The 23,826-nt window shown below is 64.1% G+C and carries 14 protein-coding genes; 11 read left to right on the plus strand and 3 right to left on the minus strand.

All coding sequences use genetic code 11. The features are described 5' to 3' along the window. Window position 1 precedes the first annotated feature (1 nt). From FJ957_RS04300 to FJ957_RS04320, 5 genes are all read left to right on the plus strand, one after another. Entirely contained in the window at window positions 2-6,055 is a 6,054-nt protein-coding gene (locus FJ957_RS04300) for a translocation/assembly module TamB domain-containing protein (RefSeq protein WP_140828865.1), read from the plus strand. A gap of 278 nt (window positions 6,056-6,333) precedes the next feature. Beyond that, window positions 6,334-7,992, plus strand: coding sequence for an ABC transporter substrate-binding protein (locus FJ957_RS04305; protein WP_140828867.1), 1,659 nt, complete (start codon window positions 6,334-6,336; stop codon window positions 7,990-7,992). A gap of 149 nt (window positions 7,993-8,141) precedes the next feature. Then, a complete protein-coding gene (locus FJ957_RS04310; RefSeq protein WP_140646109.1) occupies window positions 8,142-9,176 on the plus strand; it encodes an ABC transporter permease in 1,035 nt (344 codons plus the stop codon). A 12-nt stretch (window positions 9,177-9,188) separates the two neighbouring features. Beyond that, window positions 9,189-10,346 carry an ABC transporter permease gene (locus FJ957_RS04315; protein WP_140646108.1) on the plus strand — a complete coding sequence of 386 codons (1,158 nt, stop codon included), beginning with the start codon at window positions 9,189-9,191 and terminating at the stop codon, window positions 10,344-10,346. 50 nt (window positions 10,347-10,396) lie between these two features. Beyond that, window positions 10,397-12,727: an ABC transporter ATP-binding protein gene (locus FJ957_RS04320; RefSeq protein ID WP_140828869.1), complete on the plus strand. Its 2,331-nt coding sequence runs from the start codon at window positions 10,397-10,399 to the stop codon at window positions 12,725-12,727. A gap of 42 nt (window positions 12,728-12,769) precedes the next feature. Here the strand turns inward: FJ957_RS04320 and FJ957_RS04325 are convergent, their stop codons facing one another. Then, window positions 12,770-13,360, minus strand: a complete 591-nt coding sequence (locus tag FJ957_RS04325) for a transglycosylase SLT domain-containing protein (protein ID WP_140828871.1) — start codon at window positions 13,358-13,360, stop codon at window positions 12,770-12,772. Between the two features lie 211 nt (window positions 13,361-13,571). On the opposite strand from FJ957_RS04325, the gene FJ957_RS04330 reads away from it, so the two are divergent. Together FJ957_RS04330 and FJ957_RS04335 are read left to right on the plus strand one after the other, a co-directional pair. Continuing rightward, window positions 13,572-15,110 carry a trimethylamine methyltransferase family protein gene (locus FJ957_RS04330; protein WP_140828873.1) on the plus strand — a complete coding sequence of 513 codons (1,539 nt, stop codon included), beginning with the start codon at window positions 13,572-13,574 and terminating at the stop codon, window positions 15,108-15,110. A 65-nt stretch (window positions 15,111-15,175) separates the two neighbouring features. Further along, window positions 15,176-17,602 (plus strand): FAD-dependent oxidoreductase, encoded by a 2,427-nt coding sequence (locus FJ957_RS04335; RefSeq protein ID WP_140828874.1) that lies wholly within the window; start codon window positions 15,176-15,178, stop codon window positions 17,600-17,602. A 52-nt stretch (window positions 17,603-17,654) separates the two neighbouring features. On the opposite strand, the gene FJ957_RS04340 is transcribed toward FJ957_RS04335, so the two are convergent. Further along, entirely contained in the window at window positions 17,655-18,044 is a 390-nt protein-coding gene (locus tag FJ957_RS04340; RefSeq protein WP_140828876.1) for a DoxX family protein, read from the minus strand. Window positions 18,045-18,224: 180 nt separating this feature from the next. Here FJ957_RS04340 and FJ957_RS04345 point away from each other — a divergent pair, with 180 nt between their 5' ends. Beyond that, window positions 18,225-18,731, plus strand: a complete 507-nt coding sequence (locus FJ957_RS04345) for a hypothetical protein (protein WP_140829552.1) — start codon at window positions 18,225-18,227, stop codon at window positions 18,729-18,731. A 30-nt stretch (window positions 18,732-18,761) separates the two neighbouring features. Here the strand turns inward: FJ957_RS04345 and FJ957_RS04350 are convergent, their stop codons facing one another. Next, entirely contained in the window at window positions 18,762-19,538 is a 777-nt protein-coding gene (locus FJ957_RS04350) for a VOC family protein (protein ID WP_140828878.1), read from the minus strand. Between the two features lie 266 nt (window positions 19,539-19,804). On the opposite strand from FJ957_RS04350, the gene FJ957_RS04355 reads away from it, so the two are divergent. From FJ957_RS04355 to preA, 3 genes are all read left to right on the plus strand, one after another. Continuing rightward, complete coding sequence (locus tag FJ957_RS04355; RefSeq protein ID WP_140828880.1) at window positions 19,805-20,521, plus strand: gamma-glutamylcyclotransferase; 717 nt, start codon at window positions 19,805-19,807, stop codon at window positions 20,519-20,521. Between the two features lie 113 nt (window positions 20,522-20,634). Further along, on the plus strand, window positions 20,635-21,999 hold the full coding sequence (locus FJ957_RS04360; RefSeq protein WP_140828881.1) for an NAD(P)-dependent oxidoreductase: 1,365 nt from the start codon (window positions 20,635-20,637) through the stop codon (window positions 21,997-21,999). A gap of 2 nt (window positions 22,000-22,001) precedes the next feature. Then, window positions 22,002-23,315: an NAD-dependent dihydropyrimidine dehydrogenase subunit PreA gene (gene preA / locus FJ957_RS04365; protein WP_140828883.1), complete on the plus strand. Its 1,314-nt coding sequence runs from the start codon at window positions 22,002-22,004 to the stop codon at window positions 23,313-23,315. Window positions 23,316-23,826: the final 511 nt, after the last annotated feature.

Consider the following 23,826-nt stretch of genomic DNA (forward strand, 5'->3'; position numbering starts at 1 on the left):
GATGAAGATTTTCCGGCGCATCCTCCGCATCTTCTTCTACACGGTGCTGATCCTGCTGGTGGTGGCGATCGGCGCGCTTGTCGTTCTGACCGGAACCGAAGGTGGCCGCCAGAACCTCGCCGGCCTGATTTCGAAGGTGGCTTCGAACGAGGACCGCAAGGTGACGGTCGCGGGTATCGAAGGCATCTGGTCGGGCGCATTGAGGGTCGACCATGTGGTGCTGGAAGACCGCGCCGGGCCCTGGATGGTGGCGCGCAAGGTGGCGCTCGACTGGTCGCCGACGGCGCTGCTTTCGTGGAATTTCAATGCCGATCGCTTTGCCGCCGAGCGCATCGAACTGGCGCGGCTGCCACAGCCAAGCCAGCATCCATCACAGGGCGGCTCGACGAGCCTGCCAGTTTCGATCGACGTCAAGCAGATCGACCTGCCGGAGATCGCGCTGGGACAGGAGCTTGCCGGCAGCGGCATCGCCGAACTGGCCGCCAAGGGCTCGCTCAAGGCGGATCCATCGCCGCTGGCGATCGAAAGCGTGCTGAACGTAAGCCGTCACGACGGCAGAGAGGGCAATGTCGACGCCAAAATCCATTTTGCGCCGGCCGACAACAAGCTCGACCTCGATCTCAAGGCTTCGGAGCCGGCGGGCGGCATTATCGCCAACCTGCTCAAGCTGCCGGATGCGCCGCCCGTCAACATCGTGGTTTCCGGCAGCGGACCTTTGGCCAACTGGAGCGGCGTCGGCACCTTCATGGTCGACGGCCAGATCATCAGCCAGTTGACCGGCCGGCACCAACTCACCGACAAGGGCCACCGCATCGAGGCCAAGGGCGACGGCCAGTTCGAAGGGTTCCTGCCGGAGAAGATAAAGGCGCTGTTTGCCGGCAAGACGAGCTTCGACCTCGCCGGAACGGCGACCACGTCGGGCGGGGTCGATATCGAACGCGCTACCATAGAGAGCGATGCGGTGCATGGCGCCGCGACCGGCAATGTCGATCCGAAGGGCGCCAGCGACCTCTCCGTCGATCTCTCCGCCAAGGACAAGCCGGTCACTATCGATGTCGGCAACAGCGCTGCACCGATCCTGGTCGCGGTCGAAAAGGCAACGGTGCGCGCCTTTGGCGACGGCAAGGCGCCGATGGTCGATATCGGTACGTCGCTTGCCTCGGTGGCCGTCGGCGGGACCCAGCTCAACAACATTACGGGCGAGATCCATTCCGACGGCTTCGATATCGAAAACCGCAGCGGCCCGGTCAGCATCAAGCTCGCGGCCGCCGGCCTGAAGACGGACGTCGCGACGCTGGCGCCGCTGGTGACCGGCAAGCTCACCGCGGATCTCTCCGGCACGATCAGCCGCGAGACCGTGACCATCGAGAAAGGCACCTTGCGTAGCGATGCGCTCAACGCCGCGCTGACGGCGGGCGTGTCGCTCGCCGATTTGTCGATGACGCTGAAGATGAATGCCGACGCCGTCTCGAAGGCATTGCCGCCGCAGATCAGCTCGCTGCTCGGCGAGCGGGTGAAGTTTTCGGCGACCGCGACCCGCGACCCGCAGGGCGCGTTCGCCGCCAACTCGCTGGAGATCAGCTCCGGCTCGCTCAGCGCCAGCGGCACCGGCAGCATGCAGGGCTCGGACATCCAGGCCAGCGTCAGGGGCACGTTGGGCGACGTCTCGCCGCTGTCGTCGCTCGCCGGCACGCCGCTTGCCGGCGGGGTCAACTTCGCGCTGAGCGCGAGCGGTCCGCGTTTGGCGCCGGATTTCACGGTGTCGGCCGACAGCGCCAGCCTGACGGCCGCTGGCCGGACGGTGAAGGACATCAAGCTCTCGGCCAAAGGCAAGGCCGACATCGCCAATCCGTCGGCCGACATCTCGCTGACCGGCAGCGCCGAGGGGCAGGCGCTCGATATCGAGGCCTCGCTGGTGACCGCCGACGGCAATCGCTCGATCAAGGGGCTGAGCCTGGCGCTTGGCGACAACAAGGTTTCGGGCGATCTCGCGCTCGACGACAAGTTCCTGCCGCTCGGCACTTTGACGCTTGCCGTGCCCGACATCGGGCCGCTTGCCGCCCTGGCCAATCAGACCGCGACCGGCGACATCAACGGCACGATCGCCTTTGCCAAGGAGGGCGAGGCCCCGACCGTTACCATCAATGCGGCCAGCACGTCGATCGCGCGCGGCGAGCTGGCGGCAAAGACGATCACCGTCAACGCGCTGATCGCCAACTACCTGAAGGGGCCCGCGATCTCGGGCACGATCAAGGCCGACAGCGTGACCTCCGGCAGCACCGTCATCAGCGGCATCGGCATCGATTTGAAGCGCGACGGCGACTGGACGAACTTTACCGGCGGCGCCACGGCGTCCGGCATTCCGGCCACAGCCACCGGGCGGGTGAAGATCGCCAACGGCACGACGAGCGTTGAAATCGCTTCCGGCGAGGCGACGGTGCGTGGCATCAAGGCGGCCATCGCCGAACCATCCAGCCTTTCCATCGCTGACGGCGTGACCTCCATCGAGAAGCTCGCCCTCAATCTCGGCGGCGGTTCGGCGACCGTTTCCGGCAGCGCCGGTCAGACCCTGGACTTGACGGCAAGCCTCGCCGACCTGCCGGTGGCGCTCGCCAATGATTTCGTGCCCGGCCTCGACGGGGCGGGAACGGTGGAGGGCACGGCGCACGTCACGGGTCCGTCGTCCAGCCCCGACGTTCAGTTCAATGCCAAGGTGGCGGGCGCCGAAACCAGCCAGACCCGCCAGGCCGGGCTCGGGCCGCTGGATCTGGACGCTGCCGGCAGCTATACGCTGGCGGGCGGCGTGGCCCTGGACCACGCCACGCTTTCGGGCCAGGGGATTTCGGGCAAGGCCGCCGGCACCTTGAACCCCAACGGCGCCAGCGATTTCTCCCTCGACCTTACCTCATCCGGACCCAGCCTGCCGTTGACGGTCGGCAGCGCCCAAAGCCCGGTCAAGATCGCGGTCCAGTCCTTGTCGGCAAGGATGGCGGGCGAGAGCACGCAAGCGCGGCTCGATGTGTCCGCGATCCTGCCTTCCATTGCCGCCAGCCAGGCGAAGGTGGACGGTCTCACCCTGGTGCTGCATTCGGATGCCTTCGACCTCAAGGGGCGGGCAGGTCCGGTCTCCGGCACGGTATCGGTGGACAGGATCGGCCTCGACAATCCCATGATCGCGCCGCTGATCGCCGGCAAGGTCACGGCCAAGGTCAATGGCCGCTTGACTACCGATGCCGTCGCCGTCAACAGCGGCTCCTTGAAAAGCGACGCGCTCAACAGCCAGGTCGCGGGACGGATATCGCTGGGCGACGGCGCGGTCGACCTCAATCTGAAGGCCGATGTCGCTTCTTCGGCCCTGCCGGCGGCGGTGCGCGGCATGCTTGGCGAGAGCGCTGCGTTGAGCGCCTCGCTGAAGCGCGATGCCAATGGCAATGTCAATGTCGACGGGCTGAAGCTGAATTCGGGCGCGCTCACCGCCGATGGCCAGGCGAGCCTTGCCGACAGCAAGCTGGCCGCCGGGATCAGAGGCGCGTTGAACGACGTTTCAGGGCTCTCGAAAGACGCCAAGGGCGCCATTGCCTTTGCCCTGAATGCGCAAGGCCCGGTCACCGCGCCCGACCTGTCGATGACGGTGAGCAGCGACCGGCTTTCGGTGGCGGCGCGCGAGATCACCGGGCTGAAGCTGACGGCCACCGGCAAGGCCGACGCCGCCAATCCGGCGGCCAATGTACAGCTCACCGGCAACGTCGCCGGACAGAACCTCGAAGGCAGCGCGGTGCTCGCCACGACCAATGGCAGCCGCGCCATCAACGGGCTTCTGCTGTCGCTCGGTCCGAACAAGATCTCCGGCGACCTCATCCTCGACGATGCCTTCGTGCCGGTCGGCACCGTTTCGCTCGACCTGCCCGATGTCGGGCCGCTCGCCGCGCTGGCCCTGGAAAAGGCCGAGGGCAATGTGCGTGGCACGATCGCTTTCACCAAGGCGGCCAACGGACCCAACGTCGCGGTCAAGGCGAACACCTCGGAGATCAAGCGCGGCGATCTCTCGGCCAGGAATGTCGCCATCGACGCGCAGATCGCGAACTATATGGCAGCACCCGTCATTGCCGGCACGGTGCACGCCGAGAGCGTGACGTCCGGCGGGACCGCCATCACCGGCATCGATGTCGATCTCAAGCGCGACGGCGACTGGACCGGCTTCTCGGGTGGCGCCACCGTCAAGAATATCCCTGCGAAGGCGGCCGGGCGGGTGAAGGTCGCCAACGGCACGACGACCATCGAGCTCGCATCCGGCCTGGCGACGGTGCAGGGTATCAAGGCGGCGATCGCGCAGACCTCGACCGTGACCATCGCCAACGGGGTGACGACGCTCGACCGGCTGGTGCTCAACCTCGGCGGCGGCACGGCGATGGTGACGGGCAAGGTCGCGCAGGCGCTCGACATAAATGCCAACCTGGCGAGGGTGCCGATCTCGCTCGCCAACAGTTTTTCGCCGGGTCTCGACGCGGCCGGCTCGATCTCGGGCGCGGTCAAGGTCACCGGTGCCCCGGCGTCCCCCTCGGTCGCCTTCAACATCGATGCTTCCGGCGTGCAGACCTCGCAGACACGTAACGCCGGCCTCGGCGGCATGAATGTGTCGTCGTCGGGAACCTTCGCCGGCAACAAGCTCGCCTTCGACGCCAACATCAGCGACGGCGCCGGCCTCGGCCTTAAGGGTGGCGGCACGGTTGCGACGGCAGGCACGCCCACCTTGGCGCTCGACTTCAACGGCAAGGTGCCTTTTTCCTTCCTTGCCGCCAAGCTCGCCGCTCAAGGTCTGGCGCTCAACGGCACCGCCAATGTCGATGTGCAGGTGCGTGGCCCTGCATCCGCGCCGGTGATCAGCGGCAAAGTCACGACATCCGGCTCGCGCCTTATCGATGCCCGCTCCGGCCTGGCGGTCAACGATATCGCCGCCGACGTCGCGATTGGCGGCGGCGTCGCCAGGATCAACCGCTTGACCGGAAAGCTGTCGACGCGCGGCAACCTGTCGGCGAGCGGCACGGTGGGCATCACGCCGGCGCAAGGTTTTCCGGCCGATCTGTCGGTCAAGCTCACCGACGGCCGCTACACCGACGGCCGGGTGGTGACCGCCAATCTTGGCGGCGACCTGACCGTCAAGGGCCCGCTCGTCTCGGCGCCGGTGATCGCCGGCACGATCAACCTGGCGAGGACGGTCATCACCGTCCCGGAAAAGCTGCCGGGCTCGCTTTCGGCGCTGGATGTCAAGCACAAGAACGCGCCGGCTTCGGTGCGCGCGCAGGACAAGGCGCTGCGTCCGGCGACGTCCAGCGGCAGCAGCAACGGCGGCAGCGGCCTGACGCTCGACGTGACGGTCAACGCGCCGAACCAGATCTTCATCCAGGGCAGGGGCGTCGATGCCGAACTCGGCGGCTCGCTGAAGTTGACGGGCTCTGCCTCGGCGCCGCAGGCAGTCGGCACTTTCACCTTGCAGCGCGGACGGCTGATCATCCTCTCCAAGCGGCTGACCTTCACCGAGGGCACGATCGGGTTCCAGGGTTCGCTGGTGCCCTATCTCAACATGACGGCGACCACGACGACGAGCAGCGCCACGGTCACGATTCTCGTGTCGGGCGAGGCGACCAATCCGAAGTTCACCTTCTCCTCGGTGCCGGCGCTGCCCCAGGACGAGGTGATGGCGCAGCTCATCTTCGGCCAATCCATGTCCAAACTGTCGCCGCTGCAGATCGCGCAGCTTGCGAGCGCCGCCGCGCAGCTGGCTGGCGTCGGCGGCTCGACGTCGTTGCTCGAGAACCTGCAAAGCGCCATCGGCGTCGACGATCTCGACGTGACGACGGACGAAAAGGGCGGCACAGCGGTTTCGGCCGGCAAGTACCTCAACGACCGCACTTATGTGACCATACAGAAGGGCGACAAGCCGGGCTCCGGCAAGGCCACGATCGACCTCAATGTCGGCCGCGGCGTGAAACTGCGCGGCGAGGCCAACGACGCCGGCGAAGCAAAGGGCGGCGTCTTCTACGAACGCGAATATTGACGCTGCGCGGCCCTTCCAAGCCGAACCGAAGCGGCCGCTCGCCGCGGCCACAGAGCCCCTATCCTCATAAAATGTATTGATTTAATCGCCCGCGACGAATTTTTGGAAAATCCGCCTCACGCTAACAAATTTGCGTCAAGACTGTCGCTATCGCGCGAACCGTATTGCAACCAAAGATGCACATTCCCTAACATGTTCCCACTTCACACCGTGTTTTGACATCACGGCCTGGATGCGGAATGTTACACAAGGCGGAAAGCCAACAATGGGAGTAAGTCATGGCAATCTACAAGAGCAATGGTGACCGTGTTCCGGATCACATCCTGAAAATGGCCGAAGAAGCCAAATCGGGCGGCGTGGACCGCCGCGAGTTTCTGGCTTTGGCAAGCGTCTTCGGCGCATCGACGGCAATGGCCTATGGCATGCTCGGCCTCGCCGCGCCTACCCCGGCCCGGGCCGAGGACGTGCAGGGCAAGAAGGGCGGCGTGATCAAGGTCGCGATGTCGGTCAAGGATCCGAAGGATCCGCGCACCGCCGACTGGTCCGAAATCTCCAATGCCGAGCGCCAGGCGCTCGAGCCGCTGGTGAAATACACCAAGGAATATACCTTCGCGCCGTACCTGCTGGCGAGCTGGGACATCAATGACGACGCCACGGAATACACGCTGCATGTGCGGCCGGGCGTCGAGTGGAACAATGGCGACAAGTTCACCGCCGACGACGTGATCTACAATTTCAACCGCTGGGCCGATAAGGGCGCGGAAGGCAATTCGATGCCTGGCCGCCTCGGCAGCCTCGTCGACGACACGACCAAGAAGCTGCGCGACGGCTCCGTCGTCAAGGTCGACGACATGACGGTCAAGCTCAAGCTGTCCAAGCCCGACATCGCCATCATCCCGAACCTGTGCGATTACCCGGCGCTGGTCGTGCACAAGACCTTCGACGAGAAGGGCGCCAACTTCAAGAACTGCCCGATCGGCACCGGTCCGTTCGAGCTGGTCTCCTACGATGTCGGCCAGAAGGTGGTCTACAAGCGCCGCGAGACCGGCAAGTGGTGGCAGGGCGAGGCCTTCCTCGACGGCGTCGAGTTCATCGATTACGGCACCGATCCGGCGGCGACCGTCTCGGCTTTCGAGTCGGGCGAAGTTCAGACCAACCACGAAACCACCGCCGACTACATCAAGATCATCGCGGATGTCGGAGCGCCGGTTTCGGAAGTCGTGACGGCAGCCACGGTTGTGTCTCGCTTCAATGTCACCAAGAAGCCCTATGACGACCAGAAGGTTCGTCAGGCGATGTTGCTTGCCGTCGACAATGCCACCGTGCTGCAGCTCGGCTACGGCAATGCCGGCACGCCGGCCGAAAACCACCATGTCGCGCCGATCCATCCGGAGTATGTCAAGCTGCCAGAGGTCAAGCGCGACATCGCCAAGGCCAAGCAGATGCTGACGGAAGCCGGCGCGATCGATTTCGAGCACGAGCTGATCAGCAACGACGAGGACTACCACAAGAACACCACGGACGCGATCGCGGCCCAGCTGCGCGAGGCCGGCATCAAGGTGAAGCGCACCGTGCTGCCGAGCTCGACCTTCTGGAACGACTGGACGAAGTATCCGTTCTCGGAAACCAACTGGAATATGCGTCCGCTGGGCATCCAGGTCATCGCCATCGCCTACCGCACCGGCGAAGCCTGGAACGAGACCGCTTATGCCAACCCGGACTTCGACAAGAAGGTGAACGAGGCGCTCGGCATCGCCGATGCGGAGAAGCGCAAGGTTGTGATGAAGGACATCGAGCAGATGCTGCAGGATTCCGGCATCATCATCCAGCCTTACTGGCGCAAGCTCTACATCAACATCAAGCCCGAGGTGAAGAACCACTCGATGCACCCCACCTACGAGCACGACTTCGGCAAGGTCTGGCTCGACCAGGCGTGATCCATGGCGCGATGAATACGAGGAGCCGCGGCCCCTCGTATCTCAAGCTTCGTCGCCGCTGCATCTCCTGCGGCGGTGGCGGGGCCTCATCCGCTTTTCGAAACAGGGTTGAACCTATCTGACCCCAACCCGGCCGGCAGGGGGCGCGCATGTTCTCATTCATCGCCAGACGCATCGGCACCATACTGCTCACGATGCTGTGCCTGACGCTGGTCGTGTTCTTTCTCGTCAATCTCGAGCCCAATCTCAAGAAACTGGCGATCAGCCAGACCGAGATGCACACGCCCGCCGATCAGCTTGAAAGCTGGCTGGTCAACCATGGCTACCGGCAGAATTTCTTCGTGCGCTACGGCCAGTGGCTGGGCGTCCTGCCGAAGCATCCGATCACCGATCCGGCGACCGGCAAGACGACGCAACGCTTCTCCTTCTGCAACGACCCGATCGAGCCGACATTCTCCGGCGTTCTGCAGGGCGATTTCGGTTGCTCGACCAAGTTCAAGACGACGGTCGGGGCCAAGCTTTTCCCGGCCCTCGGCGCCACCGGATTGCTGATGTTCTGGGTGCTGGCGGTGATGGTGCCGATCTCGCTGCTGATCGGCATTCTCGCCGGCATGCGCGAAGGCTCGCGAACCGACCGTGTGCTGTCCGTGGCCTCAATCGCCTCGACGGCGACGCCCGAATATGTGTCGGGCGTGATCTTCACGGTCATCTTCGCCTCCTGGCTAGGCTGGCTGAACGGTTCGGCCGCGTCCGCCAGCCAAGGCATCACCTTCTACAATTTCACGCTGCCGGTGATCACGCTGGCGATCTATGGCATCGGCTATATCGCGCGCATGACACGCGCCTCGATGGTCGAGGTGATGACGCAGCAATATATCCGCACCGCCCGGCTGAAGGGCCTGTCCTTCAGCAGCGTGGTCATCAAGCATGCGTTGCGCAACGCGCTGATCGCACCCTTCACCGTCATCATGCTGCAGTTCCCGTGGCTGCTGACCGGCGTCGTCATCGTCGAGGTGATGTTCCGCTACCAGGGTTTTGGCTACACGCTGGTCGAAGCCGCCGGCAACAACGACATCGATCTGCTGCTCGGCTGCTCGCTGGTCTCGGTGTTCATCGTGCTGATCACGCAGCTCATTTCCGATGTCGGCTACGCGTTTCTCAATCCGCGTATCAGGGTTCAGTAGAGGGCAGGGCCGATGCAAACCGAATATATCAGCGCCTTCGACGTGGTTATCGGCGTGCTCTGGCGGTTCTGGCCGGTGTGGGTCGGGCTCATCCTGGTGATGGGCGCCAGCTTTACCTACAAGAAGCGGCTCGGTCTCTACGGCCAGCTCTTCGACAGCGGCGTCGGCATCGCCGGCGTCTTCATCTGCCTGTTCTGGCTGTTCACGGCGATCTTCGCCTCGACCATCTCGCCCTTCGACCCGTTGGCGCAGATCTCGGTGATGAAGGACACGCTGCCCGGCGCGATCGAGCCGGCATCGAAGCTCGTCTATTACTTCGGTGGCGACAAGCTTGCCCGCGACGTGTTCTCGCGCATGGTCTATGGCAGCCAGATCGTGCTGATCATCGCACCGGCCGCCACCGGCTTCGCGCTGATGGTCGGCATCACGCTCGGCCTGCCGGCCGGTTACTATGGCGGCAAGATCGACACGCTCTTGTCGTTCCTTGCCAATCTGGTGCTGGCCTTCCCGGTGATCCTTCTGTTCTACCTGCTGGTGACGCCGGGCATCATGGACACGCCGATCCCCTATGCGATGGCGGGATTGTTCTTCCTGTTCCCGATCATCTTCTTCAGCGTCCTGTTTTGGACGCGGTTCAAAAACCGGCCGGATCGGCTCTATATCCTGCTTGGCATCACGCTGGTCGTCGGCGGCTGGATCTATGCGGGCCTCGTCTTCGACAAGGATCCGTTCCACATCGTCCACATCGATCCGAACCAGCTCAACATCTTCGTGGCGGTGGTGTTCGCTTCCAGCCCCGGCGTGTTCCGCATCGTGCGCGGTCTGACCATGGACATCAAGACGCGCGACTATGTTGCGGCGGCGCAGACGCGCGGTGAATCGCCCTGGTACATCATGCTGTGGGAGATCCTGCCCAATGCGCGCGGTCCGCTGATCGTCGATGCCTGCCTGCGTATCGGCTACACGACGATCCTGCTCGGAACGCTCGGCTATTTCGGCCTGGGCCTGGCACCGGAAAGCCCCGACTGGGGCACCGCGATCAAGGACGCCAGCCGCCTCTTGCGTTCCTTCATCCACCCGGCGCTGCCGCCGACGATCGCGCTGATGTCGTTCGTGCTGGGGCTGAACCTGTTGGCGGATTCGCTGCGTGAACAGTCGATGAAGGATTGATGGCGGGGCTTTCGGCCCCATCTTCCAAGAACCAAGGATTGGAGCGACCCATGAACGAGGCAGTTCGAGATCCAGGCAAGCCGACCAATGGGCCGATCATCGAGATCGAGAACCTCTCGATCTCCTTCTTCACCCGCAAGGGCGAGATCCCGGCCGTGATGGATTTTTCCTGCACGGTCATGCCCGGCGAGGCGATGGGCATCGTCGGCGAGTCCGGCTGCGGCAAGTCGACCGTGTCGCTCGGCATCATGCGCGACCTTTCCAACATCGGAAAGATCGTCGGCGGCAAGATCAAGTTCCAGGGCAAGGATATGGGCGAGCTCTCCGAGGAGGAGCTACGCTCCATCCGCGGCAACAAGATCGCCATGATCTACCAGGAGCCGATGGCGAGCCTCAATCCGGCGATGAAGATCGGCCAGCAGCTGATGGAAGTGCCGCTGATCCACGACAAGGTGTCGAAGGAAGAGGCGCATAGCCGCGCGCTGGAGATGGTGCGGGCGGTGAGGCTGCCCGATCCCGAGCGCATGATGCGCTCCTATCCGCACCAGCTGTCGGGCGGCCAGCAGCAGCGCATCGTCATCGCCATGGCGCTGCTTTCCAAGCCGGCGCTCTTGCTGCTCGACGAGCCGACGACGGCGCTCGACGTCACCGTCGAGGCCGGCATCGTCGAACTGGTCAAGGGGCTGGGTGAGAAGTTCGGCACATCGATGATCTTCGTGTCGCACAATCTCGGCCTCATCCTCGAGACCTGCGACAAGATCACGGTGATGTATTCGGGCGAGGCGGTCGAGACCGGCAAGATCAAGGACGTGTTCGACCGGATGCGCCATCCCTATACGCAAGGGCTGTTCCGCTCGATCCCGCTGCCAGGCGCGGACAAGAACTCGCGGCCGTTGATTTCCATTCCCGGCCAGTTGCCACTGCCGCATGAGCGGCCGAAGGGCTGCAATTTCGGTCCGCGTTGCCACCATTTCGTCGAGGGCGTCTGCAACGCCGCGGAAATCCCGATGGTCCCGGTCGACGGCCATGAGGGGCATTTCTCTCGCTGCGTGCGGTTCAACGAGATCGACTGGGAAGCGCTGCCGCCCGGCGCCAAGAAGGTCAACGAAAAGGTCGAGCCCGGCGCGCCGGTGCTCAAGATCGACGATCTCAAGAAATACTACAGGGTTGGCGGCAGCGAGGTGTTCGGCTCCAGCGAAGGCCGCGTCGTCAAGGCCAACGAGACGATCTCGTTCACCGCGCGCGAATCCGAGACGGTTGCGATCGTCGGCGAATCCGGCTGCGGCAAGTCGACACTCGCCAAGGTGCTTCTGGGGCTGGAGACCGCCAGTTCCGGCACGGTGACGCTGGGCAACAAGGAGATCCAGTCGACCGGCATCGAGAGACGCAATGTCGAGACCGTGTCTTCGATCCAGATGGTGTTCCAGAACCCGTTCGACACGCTTAACCCCAGCCACAGCGTCGGCTCGCAGATCATCCGAACGCTGGAGAAGTTCAAGGTCGGCAAGAATGTCGCCGAGCGGCGCCAGCGCATGCTGGAGCTGCTCGACCTTGTGAAGCTGCCGCGCGCCTTCGAGACCCGCAAGCCACGCCAGCTGTCGGGCGGCCAGAAGCAGCGCATCGGCGTCGCGCGCGCCTTTGCCGGCGACGCCAAGGTGGTGGTGGCCGACGAACCGGTCTCGGCGCTCGATGTCTCGGTGCAGGCGGCGGTGACCGAACTGCTGATGGATATCCAGCGCAAGAACAAGACGACGATGCTGTTCATCAGCCATGATCTGTCGGTGGTGCGCTACATCGCCGACCGCGTCGTCGTCATGTATCTCGGCTATATCGTCGAGCAAGGCACGACCGACCAGATCTTCTCGCCGCCTTACCATCCCTATACCGAGGCGCTGCTCTCGGCGATCCCGATCGCCGACACGAGCGTGGTCAAGAAGCACATCGTGCTCGAAGGCGACATCCCGTCGGCCATGAACCCGCCGACCGGCTGCCCGTTCCAGACGCGCTGCGGTTACAAGAAGCTGGTGCCGGACAATCTGTGCGAGACCAAGGTGCCGCCGGTCAAGAACCTCGGCGACGGCCATATGAGCCTGTGCTGGCTTTCGGACGACGTGCTGGCGAAGATGGAGCCGGTCATCAAGTTCGACAAGGACCATGCCGCCCATGAAGGCGTGCCGGATGATGCGCACGGCACTGGCCCGGGTTTTACAGGAACGGCGCCGAACCGCCCACGAGGCAAAACGGGCAGCGCGGAAGCCGACCAGATCGGGGAGGCCGTGGAGCAGGGCGAGGCCGGCATGCGAGCCCGTCGCCACGAAGTCCGCGACGAGACATCGGAAACCGGTGTTTCAAAGCCCAAGGACACGACAAGACGTCACTAGCCTTAAAGCGCGTCGCCTGAATCCACTTCAGCGCGACGCGCTTTAATTGCCGCACTGCCGCATCTGCGCGGCGTAGTCGCGGGCCATCTGGTCGGTGGCGCGCGCGTAGCCTTGAACGCCGGCGTCGCCGCGATTGCCGCGGCCGTAGGCGGTCCAGCCGAGATAGTAGGCCAGATAGAGATTGTAGGTGTCGTTGCGGGCGACGCCAAAGGTGTCGGCGGTCTTGGAGTGGTACCAGCCGACGAAGTCGATGGCGTCGGCAAAGCGCGTGCGGCGCGCCGTCCAGTTGCCGGTCTCGCTCTGATATTGCGACCAGGTGCCGTCGAGCGCCTGCGAGTAGCCCGTGGCGCTCGAGACATGGGTCCACGGGATGAAACCGAGCAACTTGGTGCGCGGCGGGCGGGCATTGCTCTTGAAGCCGGATTCCTTGCGCACCGTCGCCATCAGCACGGGGACGGGGATGCCGTATTTCTGCTCGGTCCGTTCGGCGGCGGACTGCCAGTTGTCGAACCAGCCGTCGTTCTGGTCGAAGACGGCGCAGACGTTGTTGATGTGGCTGGGCGCCGTCGCGCAGGCCGAAAGCGCCAACAGCACTGAGACGGCGACAATTTTACTAAAACTCGACCTACGCATTGGAAGACGAATAGGCCGAAATCATAAAAGGAGTCTTGCCAGGTTCCTTAACGCGGACCCGGAGGCACGAAAAAGCCGAATGCCGATATTACGACCATCAGCGTCGCTATTCTCTTCATTGTTTTTGAAAAATGCCGCCTTGGCTAAAATCCCGCCGGCAAATGGCGAATTCCTGACAGCTCGCAGGTGATGCCGGCGCTCTGATGCGCGCATGAGCGAACCAAGACGCAAGCGCGGTGCCGAGCGCACCAGCAACCGTGGGCCAGCGGCCATTCCACAACTGCCGCGGCGGCGAGTGGAGAATCCCTATCCGCCCATGGCACTGCTGTCGGCCGACCAAATCGAGGCCATCCACCAGGCGTCGATGCATATACTGGAGAATTTCGGCATCGAGGTGATGAGCGCGCGGGCGCTGTCGCTGTTCGAGCGCGCCGGCGCCAAGGTCGATCACGGCTCGATGAATGTGCGCGTCGATCGCGGCATGGTCGAGGCGGCGCTGAAGTCGACGCGCCCGGCCTACACGCTGACGCCCCGAAACCCGGACCACGCCATCCATCTCGGCGGCAGCACGATCAACTTCACGCTGGTGGCGGGGCCGCCCAATGTGCATGACATGGAGCGCGGCCGCCGCGCCGGCAACCTTGCCGACTATTCGGACCTCGTGCGGCTGGCGCAGCATTTCAACTGCATCCACATGCTGGGCAATCAGGTCTGCGCGCCGATCGAGCTGCCGGCGAACACAAGGCATATGGACACCTATTTCGCCAACCTGACGCTGACCGACAAATCTTTCCACGTCTCGGCGATCGGCCGGGGCAGGGCGCTTGACGGCATCGAGATGATGGCGATCGCGCGCGGGCTGACGCTTGATGAGATGCGCGACGATCCCGGCGTCAACACCATCATTTCGGTCAACTCGCCGCGCCGCTTCGACGAGATGATGGCGGAAGGGCTGATGACCATGGCCGAGTACGGCCAGTCGGTGGCGGTGACGCCGTTCACGCTGATGGGCGCGATGAGCCCGGTGACGCTGGCCGGCGCGCTGGCGCAGCAGAATGCCGAAGCGCTGTTCGGCATCGTGCTCACGCAGCTGGTGCGGCCCGGCGCGCCGGTGATGTATGGCGCCTTCACCTCCAATGTCGACATGAAGTCTGGCGCGCCCGCCTTCGGCACGCCGGAAAACACCAAGGCCAATATCGCATCAGGGCAATTGGCGCGGCGCTATGGATTGCCCTATCGCACGACGCCGGGCTCGGCCTCGAACGCGGCGGACGCGCAGGGCGCTTATGAAACGCTGATGGCTTTGTGGGGCGCGGTGCTCGGCCACGGCAATCTCGTCTACCATGCCGCCGGTTGGCAGGAGGGCGGGCTGACGGCTTCGTTCGAAAAGCTCATCATTGATGTGGAGATGATGCAGCACATGATGGAGTTCCTGCGGCCGATCGTGGTCGACGAGGCGGAGCTTGCCGTGGACGCCCTGGGCGCGGTGCCGACCGGCGGCCATTTCTTCGGCGAGCCGCACACGCTGGAGCGCTACGCCACCGCCTTCTACCAGCCGATGCTTTCCAACTGGCAGAATTACGAGGCCTGGCAGGAGGCCGGCGCGCTCGACACGACGGCGCGCGCGACGCGGCTGTGGAAGAAAGCGCTGGAGGACTATGTCCAGCCGGCCATGGACCCCGCCGTGCGCGAGGCGCTCGAAGCCTATATGGCGCGCCGCAAGGAAGCGATCGGGCAGGGCGATCCGTGAGTCCCTTGGCGCAGCCTTTCTGATTCAATTTATCTCTTCAACGCATTGAATTAACGAGAAGAACCATGAAATCGCATGCAAAGGTCGTGGTCATCGGCGGCGGTGTCGTCGGATGCTCGGTGCTGTTCCATCTTGCCCGCCATGGCTGGACCGATGTCGTGTTGCTGGAGCGCGACGAGCTGACGTCGGGCTCGACCTGGCATGCGGCCGGTGGCATGCACACCATCAACGGCGACCCCAACGTCGCCAAGCTGCAGAAATACACGATTTCGCTCTACAAGGAGATCGAGGAGCTTTCGGGACAGGCGACGGGCGTGCACCTGACGGGCGGCGTGCTTCTGGCGGCGACCGAGGCGCGGCTCGACTGGTTGCGCGGCGTGGTGTCGAAGGGCCGCTATCTCGGCATCGATCTCGAGGTGATCTCGGCCAAGGAAGCCGCGGAATTGATGCCGCTCATCGATCCCAGCCAGTTCGTCGGCGCCGTGCGCAACAAGGAGGACGGCCATCTCGACCCGTCCGGCGTGACCCACGCCTATGCCAAGGCGGCGCGGAAACTGGGCGCCGAGGTCGAGCGCTTCACCAAGGTCGAGGACATCGTGCGCCGGCCCGACGGGTTGTGGCGTGTCATCACCAACAAGGGCGAGGTGGTGACCGAGCACGTCGTCAATGCCGGCGGGCTGTGGGCGCGCGAGGTCGGCCGCATGGTCGGGCTGGAACTGCCGGTGCTGGCGATGGAGCACATGTACCTGATCACCGAGGACATGCCGGAGGTCGCCGACTGGAACGCCAAGACCGGCACCGAGATCATCCATGCCGTCGACTTCGACGGCGAGCTGTATCTGCGCCAGGAGCGCGGCGGCATGCTGATGGGCACTTATGAGAAGGCCAACAGGGTGTGGTCGGAGTTCACCACGCCTTGGAATTTCGGCCATGAATTGCTGGAACCGGACATCGACCGAATCGCGCCGTCGCTGGAAGTCGGCTTCCGCCACTTCCCGGCCTTTGAGAAGACCGGCATCAAGCAGATCATCAACGGCCCCTTCACCTTCGCGCCGGACGGCAATCCACTGGTAGGGCCGGTGCGCGGCCTGCCGGGTTTCTGGGTCGCCTGCGGCGTCATGGCCGGCTTCAGCCAAGGTGGCGGCGTCGGCCTTGCGCTCTCCAACTGGATGATCGAGGGCGATCCGGGCGCCGACATCTGGGCCATGGACGTGGCGCGCTATGGCGACTGGGCGACGATGGCCTATACCAACGCCAAGGTGCGCGAGAATTATTCGCGCCGCTTCTCGATCCGTTTCCCCAATGAGGAATTGCCGGCCGGGCGCCAGCTCAAGACGACGCCGGTCTACGACCTGCTGTCGGCCAAGGGCGCGCAATGGGGCGTCTCTTTCGGGCTTGAGGTGCCGCTGTGGTATGCGCCCGCGGGCGTCAAGGATGAGTTCTCATGGCGGCGGTCCAACGATTTCGCCCATGTCGCCAATGAAGTTGCGGCGGTGCGCGGCGGCGTTGGCCTGTCGGAGATATCGAACTTCGCCAAATACAAGGTGACGGGCGAGGGCGCCTCAGCCTGGCTCGACCGTGTGTTTGCCTGCAAATTGCCGAAGCCCGGCCGCATGACGCTGGCGCCGATGCTGAAGCAAGACGGCAAGCTGATCGGCGACTTCACGCTCGCCAACGTTGGCGACGGCGAATGGTTCATCGCCGGCTCCGGCGTCGCCGAGCAATACCACATGCGCTGGTTCGAGGCGCATCTGCCCAAGGAAGACTCGGTACACATCGAGGCGCTGGGGCAGAAACTCACCGGCCTCGCCATCGCCGGACCGAAAGCGCGGGAGGTGTTGGCGAAAGCCAGCCGCGCCGACGTCTCCAATGCCGCATTCCCGTTCATGGCGGTGGCGCGGATGGATATCGGCATGGCGCCGTGCCTGGTCGGGCGCGTCAGCTATACCGGCGATCTCGGCTACGAGATCTGGGTGGCGCCCGAATATCAGCGCGCCGCCTACCAGGCGCTGCTGGCGGCGGGCGAGGAATTTTCGATCGGCCTGTTCGGCTCGCGCGCGCTCAATGCGCTGAGGCTCGAGAAGAACTACGGCTCATGGGCGCGCGAATACCGGCCGATCTACGGACCGCTCGAGGCCGGGCTCGACCGTTTCGTCGCCTATGGCAAGGATGCCGATTTCATCGGCAAGGCAGCGGCGCTTACCGAGCGCAGAGAGGGCGGCAAGCTTCGGCTGCGCAGCTTCATTGTCGATGCCACCGATGCCGACGTCATCGGCGACGAGGCGATCTGGCATGACGGCGTCGTGCTCGGCTGGGTCACGTCCGGCGGCTATGCGCATAATTCGAGGAAGTCGGTCGCCTTGGGCTATGTGCCCAAGGAGATCGCCGACAGACCGGACGGGTTCGAGATCGAGATCCTCGGCAAGCGCCATGCGGCGCGCATCCAGGCGGCGCCGCTGTTCGACGCCAATTTCGAACGGATGCGCGCCTGAGCGCTACGGCTTCGCCGATGCGCTTCAGATTCTTGGCTTTGTGCATGCTTTGTCAGCCGCGACGGTTGTCCAGCGCGAAGGCGCCTGGGCCGGCGAATATAAGATAGAGGAAGATGAAGCAGAAGGAGATCGCCAAGTCGCCGCCGTTGTTTACGGGGAAGAAGTCGCGCGGGAAGTGCGCCATGAAATAGGCGATGGCCATTTCGCCAGCCAGGAGGAAGGCGACCGGGCGGGTGAAGAGCCCGAGCGCCAGCAGGATGCCGCCGGCGAATTCGAGAATGCCGGCCGCCGTCGTCAGCCCGGTGAGGGCGTGCGGCTGAGCGCTGACCGGGAAGTTGAACAGCTTCTGCGAGCCATGTTCGATGAACTGCAACGCGGTCATGATGCGCAGCACGCCCAGCGCCTGCGGCCGGTACTGAGCAAGGCTCTCAAAAGGCTTCATCTGAACTCCATTTTACCCCCCGCCCGGCCATAAATTATCGCCGGGCAATGGACCACTCACTTCCCAGGACCCACCATCAACAATCGGTGAGTGAAAGTGGGTTTCACCTCCCAATAAATGTTCTCGCAATGGTTGCATATTTATCCCTATGGTTGTATTGATATGCCGAGACATCAAACCATGTGGGCCCGCTTTGCCATGAAAAAAATCCTCATCAGCCTATTCGCAATCTTTGCAGGCACCAGCTTCGCCGCGGCCGCTGACGGGGGCTGCGATGCCTTCAAATGGCCGGTTGCGCGCGAGCAGGCCCTGTTCCCAGCGGCGCCGGCCGCCCAGTCCGGCACCTCCCTGACGGTCGGGCAAGCGGTGGATTTCTCGCTCGAGGCCGTCGACACGGTCAGCTTTGAAGTGCCGCCGGAACGCGCACCGGCAGCGGGCACGTTCGGCGCGACGGCCAGCGTGGCCGTGCCGCCTGATGGCGAGTTGCAGCTCAGCCTGTCCGACGAGGCCTGGATCGATGTCGTGCAGGACGGTAAGACCGTAAAATCGGCGGCTTTCAGCGGCGTCAAGACCTGCCCGGGCATCCGCAAGAGCGTGCGCTTCAAGCTCGCCGGCGGCGCGGCGATCATCCAGATCAGCGGCGCAAAAAAGGCCGATCTGAAGGTGGCTGTGCTGACGCCGGAGTGATCCGGCGCCAGCCCATCCAAGCAGGCGCTGCTACCGCGTCGACGCCAGCAGTGCGAAATGCGCGCCTTGCGGATCCTGGCACTGGATGATCCACTGGCCGCTCGGCACGTCCATCGGTCCCATGATGACCTTGCCGCCATTGTCGGTGACGCGCTTGGCGGCGGCGTCGATGGCGTCGACGTTGAAATAAAACTGCCAGACGGGAACCGGGATTTGCGGCGGCTTGTTCATGATGCCGCCGCCGGATTCGGGGCCGGCGCCAAAAGTCTGGTAGATGCCCATCTCGCCCATGTCGAACTGGCCGGCGCTCTCCCAGCCGAACTGGCTGGAATAGAAGTCGAAGGCGGCTTTCCAGTCCGAAGTGTAGAGCTCGTGCCAGCCAACATGGCCGGGCGTGGTCGCCGGCACCGGCGGCTGTTCAGGCTGATTGGGCTGAAGGAACATGAAGGCCGCGCCTTGCGGGTCGGCGACGGCGGCGAAGCGACCGACGCCCGGAATGTCGTCCGGCGCGCGGTGCACCGCACCGCCGGCGTCCTTGAGCGCTTGCGTCGAGGCGTCGACGTCCTTGGTGTAGATGTAGCCCACCCAGGCCGGCGGCATACCCATCTTGGCGGGTTCCTCCGGCATCGTCATCAGCCCGCCGACGCCGCGCACGCTGGAATTCATCACGATGTAGCGCGGCATGCCAGGCGTCTTGTCGAAGGGCTCGGCCCGCCAGCCGACAACGGCGGTATAAAAAACCTCGGCGGCGTCGAGGTCGGTGGTCATCAGTTCGTACCAGAAGAAAGGTTGCGGGGATTTCGGCATGGTCGGTCTCCTCACCGGTTCAGGCAGCGATCGCGGTTCGATCCATCCTAGGACGATCCTGGCGACAGAAATCCGACATCTGGGCCGGAATTCGAGGATGGCAAGGCACCGGCGCATATCGCCTAGGGCGCGCAGCGGTTTTGCGAAGACGACTGCATCAAAGCGCGCCTCGCTCCGATCCGTTCCTGCGTGATGCTTTAGGATCCGCAATCTTGCGCGCCATGGGGTTTTCGACTTTGCTTGTTGCCGATGAGGGGTTTCGATCCATGCGCCACATGTCACTGACGCCGGAGCTTGTCGCTCTGTGCCATCGGGAGGAGGTCGACCCTGGCCCCAGCGGGGATTGGACACAGCTAAGCGACGATGATTTCCGGACGCTCGCCACGCGTCTTGCCGGCGAGGCCGATGAAGGTCCGCTCTGGGTGTTCGCCTATGGCTCGCTGATCTGGAAACCGGCCTTCGAGTCTGTCGAGCAGTTGCGCGCCTCGGCGCATGGCTGGCATCGCTCCTTCTGCCTGGATCTCGTGCGCTGGAGAGGCAGCGCCGAGCAGCCCGGACTGATGATGGCGCTCGAACGCGGCGGGCGCTGCGATGGCGTGATCTACCGCCTGCCGGACGGTGACAAGGCAGCCCAGATCGAAAGGCTGTTGCGACGCGAGATCGACGATCACGAAGCCGTCAGCTCGGTGCGATGGGTCCCAGTGCGCACCGTGCAAGGATCGTTCAGGGCGCTCGGTTTCTGGGTCGGCGTCACCGGCAGGGGGACGTCTCTCGGGCAGCCGCTGGAGAGCGTAGCAAAGATATTGGCGCGCGCGTGCGGCCATGTCGGTTCCGGCGCCGAATATCTCTACAACACCGTCAGCCACCTTGAGACATTCGGCATTCATGACCGCAACCTGTGGCGGTTGCAGCAACTGGTGGCGGACGAGATCCGGTCGATCCATGGCCACAAGGTCACAAGCCATGCCATAGCTATAACATGATTTCATTTGTCATGTTTTTAATTAGCCATTACAGTGGCTTGGCCGAAAATTGACCAATTGATAAAAAAATAAAATGTGCTAGCCTTCCCAAAACGACAACAAGGGGAGCTGGAATGGCGACGGGTCATTTCATCGAAGGCATTGCCGGCGGCCGGCTGTCTTCCGAGCAATATGCCGACAATTTTTCCGACCTGCATCCGCCGCTCGATCATCATGAGGCGCTGGTCGAATCCGATCGCTGCTACTTCTGCTACGACGCGCCGTGCATGAACGCGTGTCCGACTTCGATCGACATCCCGCTGTTCATCCGCCAGATCGCGACCGGCAATCCGCTGGGCTCGGCCAAGACGATCTTCGACCAGAACATCCTTGGCGGCATGTGCGCCCGCGTCTGCCCGACCGAGACGCTGTGCGAAGAGGTCTGCGTGCGCGAGGTGGCAGAGGGCAAGCCTGTGCAGATCGGCCGGCTGCAGCGCTACGCCACCGACGTCGCCATGAGCGAGGACAAGCAGTTCTACAAGCGCGCCGAGCCGACCGGGAAGAGCATCGCCGTGGTCGGCGCCGGGCCGGCCGGGCTGGCGGCAGCGCATCGCCTTGCCCGCCACGGCCATGACGTGACGATCCTGGAGGCGCGGCCGAAGGCTGGCGGCCTCAACGAATATGGCATCGCCGCCTATAAGAGCGTCGACGATTTCGCCCAGGCCGAGGTCGACTATGTCACCGCGATCGGCGGCATCGATATCCAGAACGGCAAGGCGCTCGGCCGCGACTTCCAGCTTGCCGACCTGATGCGTAACTACGATGCGGTCTTCCTCGGTCTCGGCCTTGGCGGCGTCAACGCGCTGCGCGCCGATGGCGAGGACGCCGATGGCGTCACCAATGCGGTGGAATTCATCTCGGAACTGCGCCAGGCGAGCGACCTTTCCAGCCTGCCGGTCGGCCGACGCGTCGTCGTCATCGGCGGCGGCATGACGGCGATCGATGCCGCGGTGCAGTCGAAGCTGCTCGGCGCGGAAGAGGTGACGGTCTGCTACCGGCGCGGCCAGGAGCACATGAACGCCTCCGGCTTCGAACAGGACCTGGCCGCCGCCAACGGCGTCACCATCCGCCACTGGCTGCAGCCGAAGCGCGTCCTTGCCGAGAACGGCAAGGTTTCCGCGATCGAGCTCGAATACACCGCGATCAGCGGCGACAAGCTCACTGGCACAGGCGAACGGCTCACGCTCGTGGCCGACCAGGTGTTCAAGGCGATCGGCCAGAACTTCGTGCCGGCATATCTCAACGGCAGCGGCGAGCAGATCGACCTCGAAGGCGGACGCATCAAGGTCGATGCGGAAGGCCGCACTTCGCTGGCAAAAGTCTGGGCCGGCGGCGACTGCATCTTCGGCGGCGACGACCTGACGGTTTCGGCGGTGGCTCAAGGGCGCGACGCCGCCGAGAGCATCCATCGGGCACTGACCTCTAACGGGAGGGCATGAGCATGGCAGACATCCGCAACAATTTCGTCGGCATCAAGTCGCCCAACCCGTTCTGGCTGGCCTCGGCGCCGCCGACGGACAAGGCCTACAATGTCATCCGCGCCTTCCAGGCCGGCTGGGGCGGCGTGGTGTGGAAGACGCTGGGCGAGGAGGGCCCGCCGGTCGTCAACGTCAACGGCCCGCGCTACGGCGCGATCTGGGGCGCCGACCGCCGCCTGCTCGGCCTGAACAATATCGAGCTGATCACCGACCGCGACCTGCAGGTCAATTTGCGCGAGATCAAGCAGGTCAAGAAGGACTGGCCCGACCGCGCCATCGTCGTCTCGCTGATGGTTCCCTGCGTCGAGGACGCCTGGAAGGCAATCCTGCCGGTGGTCGAGGACACGGAAGCCGACGGCATCGAGCTCAATTTCGGCTGCCCGCATGGCATGTCGGAACGTGGCATGGGCGCGGCCGTCGGCCAGGTGCCCGAATACATCGAGATGGTGGTGCGCTGGTGTAAGCAGAATACCCGTATGCCGGTCATCACCAAGCTGACGCCCAATATCACCGATGTGCGCAAGCCCGCGCGAGCGGCACTTGCCGGCGGCACGGACGCGGTGTCGCTGATCAACACCATCAACTCGATCACCGGCGTCGATCTCGACAGTTTCGCCCCGCAGCCGACCATCGATGGCAAGGGCTCGCATGGCGGCTATTGCGGTCCGGCGGTGAAGCCGATCGCCATGAACATGGTGGCCGAGATCGCGCGCGATCCCGAAACGCATGGCCTGCCGATCTCCGGTATCGGCGGCATCACCACCTGGCGCGACGCGGCCGAATTCATGGCGCTCGGCGCCGGCAACGTGCAGGTCTGCACCGCGGCCATGACCTACGGCTTCAAGATCGTGCAGGAGATGATCGCCGGGCTGGAGAACTGGATGGACGAGAAGGGACACGCCTCGCTCTCCGACATCATCGGCCGCGCCACGCCCAACGTCACCGACTGGCAGTATCTCAACCTCAACTATGTCGCCAAGGCGCATATCGACCAGGATGCCTGCATCAAGTGCGGCCGCTGCCACATCGCCTGCGAGGACACCTCGCACCAGGCGATCACCAGCATGGTCGACGGTGCCAGGCATTTTGAGGTTATCGAGGCCGAATGCGTCGGCTGCAATCTCTGCGTCAATGTCTGCCCGGTCGAAGGCTGCATCACCATGGAGCCGCTGGCCGCCGGCGTGATGGACCAGCGCACCGGCAAGCCGGTGTCGCCGATCTACGCCAACTGGACGACGCACCCCAACAATCCGATGGCTAAGGTGGCGGCGGAATAAGCTTGGGTTCCTCGCCCCACGCAGAGGGGAGAGGTGGCCCGGCGAAGCCGGGACAGAGAGAGGGGTCTTCGGGACGGCTGGACACCGCCGAGGCCCCAAATTGCCTGTTGCCATTCCTTGCGCCTCGTTTGCGGCTACGGCGTGCCACATTTCCAAGCGGCTGGCCTTTGGCGATAGCGTGCATGGCAGCTTGGCGCATGCATTGTCTTATGCAGCGCTGGTCGACCCCACTCCGTCTCGGCTTCGCCGAGCCACCTCTCCCCCGATCGACGGGGTAGAGGAAAGGCGCCAAGCTTTTTGCCGTCTACGCCCGTCCAGCAACGCTCCCTTCCTTTCCCTCCGGAGGGGGGAAAGGTGGCGCTGCGAAGCAGCGACGGATTGGGGGAACCACGTGGCAATCAAGCCTAGGCCTGATCAGTCGCGCCAGTCACAGAAGATGTGTGCATGGCCTAGCGCTTTGCGGGTGCGAGAAACCTTAGTTCGTCGAAGCGGCGTGTGTCGGAAATCACCA

It is taken from the genome of Mesorhizobium sp. B2-4-6 (assembly GCF_006442775.1).
Classification (GTDB): Bacteria; Pseudomonadota; Alphaproteobacteria; order Rhizobiales; family Rhizobiaceae; genus Mesorhizobium.